Origin of the sequence: Shewanella hanedai (genome assembly GCF_007197645.1) — a bacterium.
GTDB classification, from domain to species: domain Bacteria; phylum Pseudomonadota; class Gammaproteobacteria; order Enterobacterales; family Shewanellaceae; genus Shewanella; species Shewanella hanedai.
On sequence record NZ_VKGK01000015.1, the window covers coordinates 12942 to 27964 of the forward strand.

General features: G+C 45.9%; 15 protein-coding genes. All 15 read left to right on the top strand.

Annotation, left to right across the window (positions count from 1 at the left end):
• The first annotated feature begins 50 nt into the window (after positions 1-50).
• The 15 genes from FN961_RS13040 to FN961_RS25940 all read left to right on the top strand — a co-directional run bounded on the left by FN961_RS13040 (position 51) and on the right by FN961_RS25940 (position 15019).
• Positions 51-1073 carry a hypothetical protein gene (locus tag FN961_RS13040; protein ID WP_144040617.1) on the top strand — a complete coding sequence of 341 codons (1023 nt, stop codon included), beginning with the start codon at positions 51-53 and terminating at the stop codon, positions 1071-1073.
• 9 nt (positions 1074-1082) lie between these two features.
• On the top strand, positions 1083-2294 hold the full coding sequence (locus FN961_RS13045) for a N4-gp56 family major capsid protein (RefSeq protein WP_144040618.1): 1212 nt from the start codon (positions 1083-1085) through the stop codon (positions 2292-2294).
• 68 nt (positions 2295-2362) lie between these two features.
• Positions 2363-2740 carry a hypothetical protein gene (locus FN961_RS13050; RefSeq protein WP_144040619.1) on the top strand — a complete coding sequence of 126 codons (378 nt, stop codon included), beginning with the start codon at positions 2363-2365 and terminating at the stop codon, positions 2738-2740.
• A gap of 78 nt (positions 2741-2818) precedes the next feature.
• Positions 2819-3271 (top strand): hypothetical protein, encoded by a 453-nt coding sequence (locus tag FN961_RS13055; protein ID WP_144040620.1) that lies wholly within the window; start codon positions 2819-2821, stop codon positions 3269-3271.
• Between the two features lie 11 nt (positions 3272-3282).
• Complete coding sequence (locus FN961_RS13060; RefSeq protein WP_144040621.1) at positions 3283-3852, top strand: hypothetical protein; 570 nt, start codon at positions 3283-3285, stop codon at positions 3850-3852.
• Entirely contained in the window at positions 3852-4511 is a 660-nt protein-coding gene (locus tag FN961_RS13065) for a phage adaptor protein (RefSeq protein WP_144040622.1), read from the top strand. The genes FN961_RS13060 and FN961_RS13065 overlap by 1 nt, the downstream gene beginning before the upstream one ends.
• Positions 4508-8311: a tail fiber domain-containing protein gene (locus tag FN961_RS13070; protein WP_144040623.1), complete on the top strand. Its 3804-nt coding sequence runs from the start codon at positions 4508-4510 to the stop codon at positions 8309-8311. The genes FN961_RS13065 and FN961_RS13070 overlap by 4 nt, the downstream gene beginning before the upstream one ends.
• Positions 8308-9270, top strand: coding sequence for a Hint domain-containing protein (locus FN961_RS13075; RefSeq protein WP_144040624.1), 963 nt, complete (start codon positions 8308-8310; stop codon positions 9268-9270). Before FN961_RS13070 ends, FN961_RS13075 begins: the two co-directional genes overlap by 4 nt.
• 18 nt (positions 9271-9288) lie before the next feature.
• A complete protein-coding gene (locus FN961_RS13080) occupies positions 9289-10896 on the top strand; it encodes a hypothetical protein (protein WP_144040625.1) in 1608 nt (535 codons plus the stop codon).
• The gene (locus tag FN961_RS13085) at positions 10893-12206 is read left to right on the top strand and encodes a phage tail protein (RefSeq protein WP_144040626.1); all 1314 of its coding nucleotides are present in this window, start codon (positions 10893-10895) and stop codon (positions 12204-12206) included. The genes FN961_RS13080 and FN961_RS13085 overlap by 4 nt, the downstream gene beginning before the upstream one ends.
• Complete coding sequence (locus tag FN961_RS13090; protein ID WP_144040627.1) at positions 12163-13266, top strand: phage tail tip fiber protein; 1104 nt, start codon at positions 12163-12165, stop codon at positions 13264-13266. Before FN961_RS13085 ends, FN961_RS13090 begins: the two co-directional genes overlap by 44 nt.
• A gap of 33 nt (positions 13267-13299) precedes the next feature.
• Positions 13300-13710: a hypothetical protein gene (locus FN961_RS13095; protein WP_144040628.1), complete on the top strand. Its 411-nt coding sequence runs from the start codon at positions 13300-13302 to the stop codon at positions 13708-13710.
• 11 nt (positions 13711-13721) lie between these two features.
• Positions 13722-14342, top strand: a complete 621-nt coding sequence (locus FN961_RS13100; RefSeq protein WP_144040629.1) for a hypothetical protein — start codon at positions 13722-13724, stop codon at positions 14340-14342.
• Positions 14343-14786: a hypothetical protein gene (locus tag FN961_RS13105; RefSeq protein ID WP_144040630.1), complete on the top strand. Its 444-nt coding sequence runs from the start codon at positions 14343-14345 to the stop codon at positions 14784-14786.
• Positions 14783-15019 carry a glycine zipper domain-containing protein gene (locus FN961_RS25940; protein ID WP_221936120.1) on the top strand — a complete coding sequence of 79 codons (237 nt, stop codon included), beginning with the start codon at positions 14783-14785 and terminating at the stop codon, positions 15017-15019. Before FN961_RS13105 ends, FN961_RS25940 begins: the two co-directional genes overlap by 4 nt.
• Positions 15020-15023 lie beyond the last annotated feature (4 nt).

Genomic DNA, 15023 nt, shown 5'->3' on the forward strand with positions numbered 1-15023 from the left:
TTAACTCTACATTTCGGAACCATCCGATAAATGGTCGATGAGGAAATACAGTGGAAAACTTTGATGAAATCCTAGCTTCTGGTGATGAAGCCGCAATTGATGCAGCTTTAGAACAAATGGACGTTGATGGTGATGTGTTATTCCAAGCCGATGGTGTGGAAGAGGACTCAACCACACAATCAGAAGCAAATGAACCAACACCAGATCAAGTTACAGCTAACGAAAGCGAAACCGACGTAGTAAATCCCGACTCGTCATCGGCGCTACCTGACGTTGTTCCTGCAGAGGCTGACCCTGAACCTGAACAGGGTGAAGCGCAGATCGAATCTAAAAACGGCAAGCACTATCTACCTTATGGCGTGTTATCAGCCGCGAGAGAGGAAGCTGCAACCGTTAAGACCGCACTTGAGACCAGTACTGCTGAGAATGAAGCGCTTAAACAGCAAGTCGCTAGCTTCGAAAGTAAGACCAATCTCTACAGTGAACAACTGAAAAGTGCGGGTATCGATCCTAAATTACTGCCCGAACAGATGCTGAATGATCCTGCTGTGATGGACAAACTCAAAGAAGATTATCCTGATTTAGGCGAAGTTGTATTCGCACTTGCCGCTCAGTTACGGCAGGTATCAACAAGCCAAGCTACATCCGAACCAGCAACCGAACCCGATCCACTAGAGGTGGCTTTTTCAGAAACTGCACATTTGCAGTCCTGGCACACAAGTGATCCCGACCGCTGGCAGATGGCCCAACAAATCGATAATCGACTCGCTGAAGACCCATCGTTTGAACATACACCCCTTACGGAGCGTTTCGCTGAGGTTGAAAAGCGCGTAATGAGCGCCTTTGGTGATCCTTTGCCTGTAGCAGAACCTGCAATACAGAGCGAGGCACCGCCAACGCCTATAGCGGCTCCAATCCCGAACTCACCGACAGATATTGGCCATCAAGGCAACGATCTCAATCCGAATGCTCAACTGCTCGACCAAGATGCGGCCACGATGACCGCTAACATGGCCAGTATGAGTGATGCGGCAATCGAGGCCTTGTTAGCGGATACGTCGGACTTTTTGTAGGAATACATTATGACGACAATTACTAAAGCGCAGGCTGCCAAAGCGTTTGGTGCAGCTCTATTTACTCACACACGACGCCAAAATTCGTTTGTGAATATGCTTACCGGCGCGGCTCCCCAGTCTGCAGGGAAAGACAAGAATCGTGGCAAAAATCAGACAGAGAAAGGAGCACCGATCGTGATGATTAACGATCTGGCCTCCGTGGCTGGTGACGCGGTGGAAATGGACCTGTTTCATAACCTTAATGGTTTGCCAACCATGGGAGATCGTAAAATTGCAGGTCGTGGCGAAAGTCTGTCGAAGACGAGTTTTGAACTCAACATTGACCAAGGTCGTAAAATGGTCGATAGCGGCGGAAAAATGAGCCAAAAGCGGACGAAGCATAACTTACTCAGCACATCTAAAACGCTATTGGGTAGTTACTTTAACGATCTGCAAGATGAAACGGCGATGTATCACTTAGCGGGGGCGCGTGGCTCATTTGTCGGTGATGGCATTATCACACCACTTGAAGATCACAGTGAGTTTAGTGAAATGATGGTTAACCCCATTTTAACCCCCACTTATGATCGCCATATTTTCGGCGGCGACGCTACAAGCCTAGAAAGCCTGGATGCGGCAGATATTATGTCGCTCGACAAACTCGATGATTTTGCGCTTATCTTGGAAGAGCAGGCTAACCCTATCAAGCATATTAGCTTTGAAGCGGATCAGATGGCTAACGAATCGCCTTTCTATCTGTTGTTTGTTAGTCCGCGTCAATGGAGAGATTTATGGGCATCGGCCACAGAAAAGAAACTGCTCGAGTTGCAATCTCGTGCCATTAAGCGTGGTCAAGGTTTCAATCATCCCGTATTTAAAGGCGATGTGATTATGTGGCGTAACATTTTGGTTCGCCAGTACCGTAAGCCAGTGCGTTTCTATGCCGGTGACACGGTGAGTGTGTCTAACAACGATAAGTTAGCAACAACTCAGCTGGTGACAGCCAGTGTCGATATTGATCGCGCGATCCTACTTGGTGGCCAGTCCATGGCGAATGCATATGGTGGCTCAAGTTCAGGTTCTCATTTCTCAATGACAACAGAAAAAACGGATCACGGTAATGGCCGTGAAACTGTGATCACGTGGATGAATGGGTGTAAAAAGGTGCGTTTTGCTGAGAAATCGGGTCGCGTCAATGACTATGGCACCATGATCCTCGATACCGCTGTGACCTTATAGGAAAGGTTGTCGTTAACTTGGCGGCACATCGTCGCCATGTCTAATTTTGAAATATTTGGAGAAATCCCATGAAAGAAACATTCTACATCGGGGCCCATGGCAACCTTTCCTTGTATGTCGCGAAGGTCATGTTGTCGGGAATGGCGAGCGCTGGCGTAAAAGTGCTAGCTGAAGGTTTACCTATCGGTACAGAAATCGTCGGTATTCGCCACATCACAGAGAATCTAGGTGCAGGTACGGGGATCAAGGTTGAATTGATTGATGCTAGTGCAGGCAACACTGAATTGTTAAGTGTGACGACGACCTCTGCTGATTCGGGAGTTACGGCGCTGAACCCTGTCTACATTAGTGATGATGGACCGAGTGACTTAGTGCTCACCAATACCGGCAGCGAGGCAACCGGGGAAGTGGTTATTCAACTCGAGTATCGATTCAAAGATTACTAACTCAAATCGGTTTATCCATTCACACGATTAGCCCGGTGCTGTTTATACAGCGACCGGGCTTTTTGTTAGGAGAGAATAATGTCAAAGATAGAGATTGTGTATATCGGCAATAAGCCCATTAAGAAAGACACGGTAACGTGCTCACGTTTAGTGTTTTCCCGTCATGACCCCGTGGCCGTTGACAATGATGTTGGCCAAAGGTTACTCGAGTATCCGACTGTTTGGGTGTTAAAAGATAACCTTGGAGAGGTACTGAAAAAACAAGAGCAACAGGACCAGTTATTGGCTGAGGCAAAAGCCGTAGAAGCAGCAAATCAAGCTAAACAACAAAAAGACGAAAGTTACCTGGTGACAATTAACGACGAAGAAATTGATATTGCTAAATACAGCTCAAGGCAGCTCGATACCTTAGTTGAAGCAGAGGATTTGGTTATCACCGTCCCCAAGAAACCTGTTCAGCCTTACCGTGATGCAGTGCGTGATAGCTTACGAAATGAAGCTGAGTCAACCGATGCAATTCGTGGTGAGTAGGAGAGCAACCCATGCAAATAATGGATCTGTTACCTCTATTACGAGAAAAATGCGCTGGCATGTTAGATCAACAAGCCAAGGACCAACTCAAGAAATCGTACCGTAATTTTTGTATTGAATCGGGCTTCATACAGCGTAGTGAAACCGTCAGCCGACAGACTGATGGCAGTGTGATGCTCACTCCAGAAGAGGGTTATTACATATTAGCGATAAACAGTGTGGACGGTATGGATGGCAAGGAGCTTAGGCAAAGTGTCGATTATAGGGTCACAGCCAGTCATCACATCAATCTTGAGTCTGGGTTTGATCAGGTGATCGTCACGTACTCCATTGCACCCAACTTGCCGATGGCCGATACACTCCCACTCGAAATTGAGCTATTGCAACGGTGGCCGGATGAAATAGCCGCAGGTGCAGCCGCATTGCTCAGGATTATGCCTAAGCAGAGTTGGACGGATGTGAATCTGAGCGATTACTACCGCCGTGATTTCGTTAAAGGACACCGTGAAGCTTTTCGTGCTCGGGTGTCTGCTAATGATGAACGCCAATTTCAACCGGTATCTAAGAGAGTATTTTTCTAATGTCTCAAGTCACTTCAAATGAAATCTTGTTACGGGTAAACACGTTACTCAATGATACGGCCTTTGTGCGATGGCCTAAGCTTGAGTTGCTTGACTACCTTAACGATGCTCAACGAGCGATAGTGTTGCGTCGACCTGATGCATATTGTGCTGATATTGATAACTTTAAGTGTGTGGCGGGCACTAAACAGAGTTTACCTGCCGATGCATTACGCTTGATTGATATTCCCCGCAATAGTACAGGGCGCGCAATAAAGGGATCCTATGACCGCATCATACTCGATGATAGTTACCCTGAATGGTACGCCGGCAATAGTGCCAGTGTTGCTGAGCTATTTATTTACGATGAGCGTAATCCGAAGACGTTCTATCTTTATCCAGGGGTGCTGATAGACACCGAATTGACCATCGTTTATTCCAAGGCGCCACCGTCAATCACTTTAGCTGAAAGCGATGGTGGTGCGTTGATGGAACTCGATGACATTTTTGTTAACGCCACAATTGAATGGGTGTTATATCGCGCTTACATGAAAGATGCTGAATATGCCGCTAACCCTAATAAATCTCAAATGTACCTGAATGCATTTAAAACCCAACTTGGTGAAAAGAGTCAGGCTGATGAAGTAATGGCAAGCGAAGTCGTTAGGAGTCGGGGATGACTGTTGGTGCGTGGTATAGAGTAGGTGTCGTTGATGTTACTAACGGCTCTATCGAGGTTGTCGGAGTCGGCACGTCTTGGATTAATGATGTCATCTCGATTGCTATTGGGGATATGTTTACCACGGACACCAAAACCTTTTATGAGGTCATTGCCAATGATGGTGACCTCAATATCACGCTTGATCGTCCTTTCGAAGGTGACACTAGTAATGGTATCCATTACGCCATAATTCGCAATTCGTCCGGGACCATTAATACCCGACTAGCTGGGCAGATCTCTCGCCAATTTAATCAAAAACAACAATTACTCGATGAGTGGCAGACTTGGTGCAATTCAGATAACCCTACCGAGCCCATCCATGACAGTCATGGGGTTGAGAACCAGGTGTTAACGTTGACCAGTTTTGAGACTCGCGCACTGGCAGCAATCGCCGATGCTGAAGGGGCAAGTACAACGCTGAATGACTTACAAGATGAAATTGATACAGTAAGTAATGCTGCTGAACAGGCGTTAACAATTGCCAATGATGCCGATGGTCTAATCCAAGACGCCAGGACAAAGGCGGTAAGCTATGCCAGTCACCCCATAAATGAGGTGATCCCCGGGACGGTATCGGATTATTCAGCACTTCATCATAAAGCCATGGCTGAATCCGCCTCACTGCAGGCAACAGATGCAAAAACAGCAGCGTTAGTTAGTCAAAATTTGTCAGCAGTATCTGAAGCAAATGCGTTAAGCAGTAAAAATGATGCGGCTATTTCAGCAAATAGTGCGCTAGAAAGTAAGGCGGCAGTAACAACTTCAGCAAGTAATGCAGCAGAACATGCGCTGGAGGCCAGTAACTCGAAGACTGCAGCCGAATCAAGTAGCCAAGAGGCTATTGACGCTAAGATAAAGGCAGAACAGTGGGCTCAACATACAGATAATAGCGATATTCCAGATGAGGAAGTTGGAAGCAGATCGGCTAAACACTATGCAGGGGTTGCCACTAACAAAGCAGATATTGTCGTAACGGCTGAATCGAATGTCACAAGTTATGCGCAGCAGGTTGTTACAGATAAAGATCAGGTTTCAGCGGATAAATTGTCATCAGGAAATAATGCCGATGCTGCTGAAGGTTACGCGGCGCAAGCTCTGCTGCTTCGAAATGAAGCCGAAACGTTTAAAGATTTATCGGAAACGGCAGCCTTAACATTAACTGGTGCCTTGTCTTTCGGTGGTGGCTTCGATGCTAGCACTGGAATTGCACCAGTCCCGCCGTCTGAAACATCCATTTTCTACAAGATAATCGGAGCTGGCACGATTGCCACTGTCGATTATGAAATTGGCGACTCTATCGTTTATGACAATATTGGCGATATATGGTTTAAATTAGATAACACAGAGCAAGTGACTAGCGTCAATGGGAAAAAAGGTGCGGTGGTCTTGCAGTCCAGTGATGTCGGTAGTTATAGTCAGACGCAGGTCAACAACAAGCTGGCATTAAAGCAGGATAAATCAAGTCCAGGTATAACGTTGAGCGCTCAAGGTAGCAGCGCGTATCCTCTTCTTGCACACCTTAATAATCCATGTTCGAGCAGTGACTGGTTCCGAGTCGGAGTAAACACCGGGGAAGGGGGATTGCTCCCCTATGCTAATGGCTTCTCTTATATAGGTACTTTGTTGTGGAAGTTTAAAGCAATACATGGAAACAAAATCTATGGCGACAATGTCTATGATACGGGTCAGCGAGTCTATTGCCCTTCAAACAAACCAAGCCCTGGTGAGATAGGCGCTGCAGCAGCAGTCCATGGTCATACAGGTTTGGCTGGTGGCAGTTGGGGAGGGATTAAGTCGCAAACTTCTTATGGTTACATCGATTTTGGTCCTGCAAATGTTAACCATGCCCATATTTATACCGACAGGCCCAATTTCTACTTTAACAAGGAGATTTTGGTCAATGGTCATAGAGCTTATCATCCAGGACACAAACCTAGCCCTAACGATATTGGGGCAGCTCCTGCCCACTCACACCCCTATTTAGGCATTTCAAATAAAGCAGCGGACGCAGCACTATTAGATGGGATCCACATTGATACATTGCGACAAGGTCGTAACGCCAATCATATATCGTTCAATATTGGTGGCAATGCCAATACCTATTACCCCGTGATTGTTGGAAATAGCGCTCGTTTTGGGGCCAATAAATACTCCATAACACGAGGATATAATGTTACAGCCCCAGCTACTTGGCATAATGCGACTCATAAAGGGGGATTAACGTTAACGTGGATCTGGTCGGGGGATAGTGCTTGGGGAGGGAATGACAAAGCCATTCGAATCGAGCAGTTTGATGAAACTTACTCCACTATGGTCGCTGGAATGACCCTTACAACCTCGGGGCTACTTGTATGGTTAAGAGGGGGAGGAGCCACTTACTACTACCAAACAGAATCTGGCACGAAAGCGACCGTATCAGTACACCTTGGTACTTTTACAGCTTCGAATGGCGCGACCTATGCGGTCCGAACCAATACTGGATCCGTTACTAACGAAATTTTGAATAAGTGGCCGGTGCGTGATTACGGTACGCTTTACGATAATGGCGCCCGAGCCTATAGCCCGAATAACAAACCGGCATTGAATGAACTTGGGGTGTTGGATGATGCTCATGCATGGTCGGGCACGAATAGTCATTCAAATGATATCACCTTCACCAATTATGGTCGGGGAGTCATAGGTACTTACTCTTCGACTAAATTTCAAAACGTGTTCTCTATGGGGGCAGCCTATAAAATGGCTGCCAACGGTACATCTCTTTCAGCCGGGGTGGCGAATTTCTACGGCATCGGCTGGACGCATTCTAACAACACAGATATCAATGGCCGCAAAATAGCCGGACATCATGCCATTTTCTGCAGCGCTGGCGTGACTAGATCTGCCATCGGTGACAGCATTTGGACTGGTGGCACGTTGACCGCCAACGGTATGGCCAATCTACATGGGGGATTATCGCAAGATGGTAAGGTGATTCTAAATGGAGCCGATACCTGGCTGCGCACCCACGGCGCGACAGGTTGGCATAGTGCTACCTATGGCGGTGGTTTGTACATGACCGATACCACCTGGATACGCACGTATGGGGGCAAAAGGTTTTACTGTGATAATTCGGCCATCGATGCTTTGAATACAGCTGGTGGTGTGATGTCCAATGGCTATCATAGAAAAGCGCATCATACGGGTCATCTAGTTGGTTCTTATAACAACATCGGTGCGAACAGTACCAAATCCAATCCCATCTACACTATTGGCAGCAGCTATAACCCCAGCGATTCGGCTTTAGGAGATATGTATGGCATAGGATTTACCTATTCTGGAGCCAGTTTTATTGGTCTTGGTAGCCCATCGGGTTGGGGCATGTATGTCGCGGCAGATGGGGATGCGCGTATTTTTTTGAATAGTTCGAATGGTGGGATCTATTGCTCTGGAGACATCAAGGGCTACCAGACTTCTGATATTCGCACTAAACGTAATTTATCTCCGATCAATGATGCTTTAGAGAACATAGCTAAGCTGCGTTGTGTTCATTATGAAAAGAAATCCCATGGTATGGACGCTTGGCAAACCGAAACGGGGTTGGTTGCACAAGACGTGAAACAAGCGCTGCCAAAGATGGTGCAGGAAAACGAATGGGGAGAGCTTACCATCAAGCAAGGTGGACATGAGTTAATGGCTCTTGCACTGGCTGGTATCAAAGAGCTCACTGCACAAAATCAGCAACTTCTCGCGCGTATTTCCGACTTGGAGAAGAAAGGATGACGTTACCAGTAAGCGGGAGTATCAGTTTGACGCAGATTAATACTGAATCCGGTCGCAGTGCTAACGCTGCAGCCAGCCTAGGCGGTTCGCGAAACTTAGTCGGTGTGCCTAGTACAGGCCCGATCGCGATCAGTGATTTTCATGGTGCCTACAGAAATAATGCCCCGACGACCAGTGGTGCCACGTTTAACTATTATTCTGGCAGAACTAAAACATGGACGATACAGCTATCAAGTTATGCCAACGATCAAGATGGCAACGCGATGACATATCATTATCAAGCCGTGTCGGGTAATGGATTCAGTGTCACTGCTTTTAGTTCATCGACGGGGCAAATAAGCTGTCGATTAATAGCACAAGCTGAATACGAACCAGGAGAAACACATTGGTTTGGCCATGGACAGTTTTCATTTTATACCGTGGATGTTCACGGCTCAACATCACCCGTTTCAATCATGAAGTTCTACATTCAATATTCTGAAATTAATAACTGCTTCCCGTCAGGAACATTGATCACTATGTCAGATGGGAGACAGGCTCCGATAGAAACCATCAAACTAGGCGATAGTCTTTCAGCCCCTTACATCGAAGGGATGCTTGATGAATCACTTGATCATTGGGAGGCGTTTACTTCAAAGCAAGCTTTCACTGAAATGCGCCAGGCAAACGTAGTTAGAATCGAACCGAGTGAAGGATTCATCTTAGATTTCAATGATGGCTTGTTGGCTGCGACTAGAGAGCACCCTTGGTGGATACAGCGTGATGAAATTTGGCGCTGGATAACGGTTCAAGATATTGAGCTTGGCGATAAACTGTATCGTCCAGAGGATAAAGCGGTTATTGAGATCGTTAGTATCGATATTGTTGAGGATGTGTCTATGACCTACTCATTGGATGTTGAAGATATCGATACCTATTTGGCTAACGGTTTTATTGTTCACAACAAAGACATTCCTTAACCGCATTCAAGAGGTTTTATGTCATCTATCTATATCAACTCCTTTTCAGGTGAAATGCCAAGAGTCGATGCTCGGCATTTACCTAATGAGGCGGCTCAAATTGCCAAAGGTTGTCATTTCTATCAGGGCAATTTATCTCCTCTTAAGCTTCCAAAATTGACCGGCGATCATGTCAGTTCCAATACCAAAACCCTCTTTAAGTATCTAAACCAGCATTGGTTTACATGGGATAAACATGTTGATGCCATCAATAGCCCCGTGGCGAATGACCCATGGCAACGTGTTTACTTCACTGGTGATGGCTACCCAAAAGTGACCAATAATGGTGTATTCAGTGGTGCGAATATGCCTGCTGTAGCATTTCGATTGGGCGTGCAGGCTCCAGAAGTCCCAATAATCGGTGTTGTTACTGAAGATGCGACTGATGAGGTCGACCCTAACGATGATGAAAGTCGCTATTACACACATACTTTCGTTACTGAACAGGGCGAAGAAGGTCCCCCTGGAGAAGCCTCGAGCAAAATAGAAATCTTATATCCTGACGAGGTAGGTACTTTAGTGACGCTTGCGCTATCACCGCCTAACGTCAACGCTTCAAATATTACCCATCGACGTATCTACCGCACAGCTACAGGCGGTGGTATCGCTGATTACCTTTTGGTTGCCGAAGTGCCGATTAGTGATTCGACATTTGTAGATAACGTCACCGGGGATCGGCTTGGTGCTCCGTTGGAAACGTATGATTATGAGATGCCAGATCAAAATATGGTAGGGTTGACGGCAATGGCCAATGGTATTTTTGCTGGTTTTATGGGGAATACTGTTTGCTTCAGTAATGCGTATTTACCCTACGCATGGCCAAGTGATTATCAGATGACGACAGAGCACGATATCGTTGCCATTGTGGCGATGGGGAATTCCTTAGCGGTATTGACGGAGGGGTATCCTTGGATATTTTCAGGTGTGACGCCAGAGTCCATGACGGGTCAAAAGTTAGAATCCAATCAAGCTTGTGTCAGTGCGCGTTCTGCCGTGATAGTGAATGGCACATTAATCTATGCCAGTCCTGACGGATTAGTTGCACTGACAGGCAGTGGTGCAGTGCCATTGACTGCCAATGGTATAACGAGGGAGCAATGGCAAACTTACCAGCCTGAAACCATAGAGGCCTATTTTCAGGAGGGGCGTTATCTAGTCTTTTATGGAACTCTTCTGGACAGCGCTTTTATTTTTGATCCTACAAGTGCCGATTTTCGACACTTCGATGTGACGGCTAATTGCGGTTTTAACAGCTTGATCGATGATGCCTTATATCTTTGTCAAAATGGGATTATCAGTCGTTGGGAGGATGCTGAAGGGAGTATGCAGTATATTTGGCGATCGAAAGAATATCGAGCGCCGGATATGAGCTATTCCTGCGCCAGAGTGACAGGTAAAGCCGTTGAGCTGTCAGGTATTAAGATTTTTGCTGATAACAACGAAATATTGCACTTATTGCCGGGGGATATACCAAATTACGCATTTAGGTTACCAAGTATACGAGGTGATCGGTGGGAATTTGAGTTGTACGGTTCGGGCGAAGTTCATTCGGTCTCTATTGCTGTATCTATGCAGGAAATCAGATGACAAAGAATAAAAAGAGCGTGTTTGCGGGGATCCCTAGAACCCAAAAACGTGACATCGCTAGAGATGCCTTAACAGAAAATGTTGAAGTGCTCACAGGCCAGAGAGGTGAGAATAGAGCATTATTGTTAAGCGACCTTATCAATTTCGATGATATGAAGCGCCGCGCATTAATCAATTCAGTCAACGGTAGTAATACCGGCGGTTTACCGATAGTAAATCCTGGAGCGATTGAACGCCCACACTCGCCAGTTAATCTAAGCGGTACGGGTGGCTTTACTTTTATAGCTCTCACTTGGGATCATCCCACTTACCGTGGTCATGCCTACGCTGAAATCTATCGTGGTGATACTGATTCATTTTCAGACTCCGTTAAGATAGCAACTGAAGTTACAGACATTTTCAGCGATAGCGTCGATATGGGGTCTAAGTATTATTACTGGGTTAGATTTGTTAATCAGGTAAATATGAAAGGTCCTACACAGGGCGCAGCTGGTGTATATGTCGAAACGCAAGAATCAGCAGAGATGATCTTAGACCAGATTGGCGGTTTGATTGAGAGGAGTCATCTTGGGGCTTTTCTAAGTGAAGAAATATCAAATTCCTTCGATGGCCTTGAGCAAATTGCAGAAAACTTATTGGAAGAAGCGGTCAGTAATGATGAGAATGCTGATATCAGTCGGCGTAACCATGTTGTCGTTTTCGAGAAGCAAAAAGCAGTGATTACTGATCAACATGCCATTGCTCAGCAGCAGTTATTACTGAGTTCAGAAATTGATGGTTTATCTGCAAACTTAACGACAAACTATCTCACACAAGTAGATACCAATAGCGCCATTTCACAGGCTACGATTACTCTCAAGGCCAATATAGAAGATGAAAATGGCAGCTCACTAGGCGCTAGATTGGTGAATGACTATCGTACACAAGCAAATACCGACGTCGCTATTTCGCAGGCTATGACTGTCTTAAAGGGACAAATAGAAGATGAAAGTGGAAATTCAATTGGTGCATTGCTGGTCAATTCATACCTAACTCAAGCCGAAACAACCGGGGCTATTTCGCAAGCTACAAGTCTCCTTAAAGCCACTATAGAAGATGAAAATGGCAGTTCGCTAGGTGCGATATTAGCGAATGATTACCGCACACAAGCCGATACCGATGAAACTATTTCACAGGTAACCACAACCCTCAGGGCAAGCATAGAAGATGCAAGTGGAAGTTCGGTGGGCGCAGCACTTCAAACCCTCAGCGAAACGGTGGCCTCCAATGATAATGGGGTGTGGGCCTTATGGGGCCTTATGGGGCGTTAAAACCACGGTAGCTGGATTAACGTCCTCCATAGGTTTGGTCAATGACGGTGTGGATCCAATATTTGCGGTTAAGGGGGCCAAGTTTGCCATTATTACCTCTCAGGACCCGAATAATTTAACGCCAGTATTTGCAGTAGTCGATGGTAAAACTGTGATGAAAACGGCGCTGATTGATGAGGCGCATATTCAGAGCCTAGTGACGGATGATCTACTCTCAAACCGAGTGGTTGTTGGCTCGCAATTAACTTCCCCTTCGATTAACTACAATCCCACAACAGGCGCTAGAAGTAATAATTTCTCTATCGATCCCAATGGCAATATGCATGCTAAGAGTGCGGTATTGGAGTCCGTGACTATCAAAGATAATTTGGGCAATGTTGTCCTGTCATCGACTGGCGCGATAGCCTCATCACAAGTGACAGGTTTGGGGGCATTAGCGACTTTAAATAGCTTAGGTTATAGCGCACTGACTGGAAAACCGACACTGGGAAGCTTGGCGGCAAAAAACAATATTACCTTAGCTTCAGTCACTGATTCGGGCGTATTTGCTGGGCTGGATAAAATTCTATCAACGAATGTCACAACCTATATCGCCTCTGGTGCCATCGGTACGGCTCAGATAGATCAGGCTTGGATAGCAGAATTATTTGGAAACAACGCGACTTTTTCCGGCACTGTATACGCTAATAGAATTGAGGGCGATTTGGTCGATGGTGATACGGTAGTTGTAAGCGCATCAGATGTTCAACCAGATTTCCAAACGATAAAGACCATCAATGTAAGACCTAACCCACATTATCCGCAATGGTTGTCAGTCGGCGAACTCTATACAAGCCCTACCTATTTAGAAGGGATTGCGGCCGTATTTACTCGATTAAAACTCAACTCTCAAGTTGGGAAGGCGATTGTTATTCCTGCAGGTTCAAGCTTTGTGTCAGTCGCAGTTCAAGCGAAGTCTATGACATTAAAGGCGCAAGCCGATTCGACTCTGAGTGCTGATATTCCCAGCCAACCTTTAGTGCTGCAGATGTACCGTAAAGGTTCAGGATTTATTACTTAGTCACACTCCCTATGAGGTAAAAATTTTACCATTATGGAAAACTTCACTTTAGTCAAAGGGGAGTGGTTACAGCATCAAGAACGGCTCAAAGCCCCCATTGACCACATTGGCAAATTAGCTGATGACCCTAATTTATATGATTCAATCGATAAAGCCTGCTCAAACGAGCAGGCTTTTTTGTTTTTATCTCGAGATGGATTTTTTGTTTTAAGACCGCGATATCGTAGTGGATCAGCCTTTGTTGAACTCAGTGTTGCCCATTGTCAGGGGGGCAACGGCATCATTCGTTACCAACCACATATCATCACATTAGCGCGTAAAGGTAAGGCTAAGTTCATTGAATTTCTAACTGCGAGAAAGGGGTTAGATCGCGTAGCACCAAGGCATGGCTGGACCAAGCATGGCTATCATCAACATCTCGCCATCTGGCGATACACCTTATAGTAGAGGTCAACATGGGCAAGTCAGATACCGTTAAAGAGACTGAATACGAAAAAGAGTTAGCTAAAGTCTATGGCGAGCAATGGAACTATTACAAAGAGAATATCGTTCCGGTTGAAAACACCGTCATAGAGGATGCTAAGAGCAGCAATGACACCTCTGTTTATCAAAATATCAGTGATGATTCTAACTTGGGTTATCAGCGGTCATTTGCTCAAGCTAGTGGCACGAGTGCTGATCAACTTGCCGCAAGCGGCGTGAATCCAAATTCGGGTAAGTTCAAGGGACAAATGAGTAATCTGTCCGATATGGAAGCTAGCGTATCGACCGATGCTAAGAGTCGCTCCCAAATAGCGGGCCAAGAACGTTATATCGATAAAATGAGTAACGTGATGGCCATGGGACAAGGTGAGGCTCAAGAGGCCGTTGCCTCACTCAATGATATTGCAGTGAAATCTCAACGTAAGGCATTTATGGATGCTGACCTATCTAGGCAAAATAAAAATAACACTCTGGGAGCAATCGGTGCGATTGGTGGAGCTGCGGCAAGTTATGCCATGGCACCGACAACTAAGACCAATACTGATTTCACATTACCTGCTAATAATTCAACCCCATATGAAAGGGGCGCATAAATGAGAGATTATAGTGAGATTGAAGGGCTCGAAGAGGATAACCATACCCGTTTACCTACGAAGAACTACCAAAACACACTAGCAGATCTGACTCGCCAACAATGGAGTGATTACAGTACCCGTTATTTGCCCATACAAGACTCTCTGCTCGCTATGGCGTCAAACGATACTTTGCTTACTGAACAGTTGGATCGTAATAAGGTAAACCTAGATAACTCCTTCTCGCTTGCGAAACAAAATGAGTCAATGCGTTTAGGGCGCTATGGTTTAGATGCTGATAATTCCAGTCAATCAGAGACAAATAATTCACTTCTTAAGGGGCTGACCATGGCCTCAATCAATAACGAAACTCGAAGCGCTGTCGACGATTTGCAACAGAAAATCGTGACGGGTCAAGGTGGCGCGCCTAAATCACTGGCTGACATAGGAGCAAAAGGCAAATGAGTTACAGCATAATGAATATGGGTAACAGCACTAAGTCTCAGGCTAAAAATTCGCTTAAAACTTTGGCTGATATGGAGAGCAAGCGTGAGAGTGAAAATAAGCAGATAAAGCAAACTAAGAAAAATAGCCAGATGAGCGGGGCGGCTAGTGGTGCCATGGCGGGAACGATGATTATGCCTGGTTGGGGGACAGCCATTGGCGCGGCGGTTGGTTTCCTTGCTGGTTCACTTTAGGAGA

Bases quoted from the DNA above. Each gene is read 5' to 3' on its own strand.
- FN961_RS13060 (WP_144040621.1), top strand. From the start codon at position 3,283: ATGCAAATAATGGATCTGTTACCTCTATTACGAGAAAAATGCGCTGGC.
- FN961_RS13105 (WP_144040630.1), top strand. From the start codon at position 14,343: ATGAGAGATTATAGTGAGATTGAAGGGCTCGAAGAGGATAACCATACC.
- FN961_RS13085 (WP_144040626.1), top strand. From the start codon at position 10,893: ATGACAAAGAATAAAAAGAGCGTGTTTGCGGGGATCCCTAGAACCCAA.
- FN961_RS13055 (WP_144040620.1), top strand. From the start codon at position 2,819: ATGTCAAAGATAGAGATTGTGTATATCGGCAATAAGCCCATTAAGAAA.
- FN961_RS13100 (WP_144040629.1), top strand. From the start codon at position 13,722: ATGGGCAAGTCAGATACCGTTAAAGAGACTGAATACGAAAAAGAGTTA.
- FN961_RS13070 (WP_144040623.1), top strand. From the start codon at position 4,508: ATGACTGTTGGTGCGTGGTATAGAGTAGGTGTCGTTGATGTTACTAAC.
- FN961_RS13095 (WP_144040628.1), top strand. From the start codon at position 13,300: ATGGAAAACTTCACTTTAGTCAAAGGGGAGTGGTTACAGCATCAAGAA.
- FN961_RS13080 (WP_144040625.1), top strand. From the start codon at position 9,289: ATGTCATCTATCTATATCAACTCCTTTTCAGGTGAAATGCCAAGAGTC.
- FN961_RS13090 (WP_144040627.1), top strand. From the start codon at position 12,163: ATGATAATGGGGTGTGGGCCTTATGGGGCCTTATGGGGCGTTAAAACC.
- FN961_RS25940 (WP_221936120.1), top strand. From the start codon at position 14,783: ATGAGTTACAGCATAATGAATATGGGTAACAGCACTAAGTCTCAGGCT.
- FN961_RS13065 (WP_144040622.1), top strand. From the start codon at position 3,852: ATGTCTCAAGTCACTTCAAATGAAATCTTGTTACGGGTAAACACGTTA.
- FN961_RS13045 (WP_144040618.1), top strand. From the start codon at position 1,083: ATGACGACAATTACTAAAGCGCAGGCTGCCAAAGCGTTTGGTGCAGCT.
- FN961_RS13050 (WP_144040619.1), top strand. From the start codon at position 2,363: ATGAAAGAAACATTCTACATCGGGGCCCATGGCAACCTTTCCTTGTAT.
- FN961_RS13075 (WP_144040624.1), top strand. From the start codon at position 8,308: ATGACGTTACCAGTAAGCGGGAGTATCAGTTTGACGCAGATTAATACT.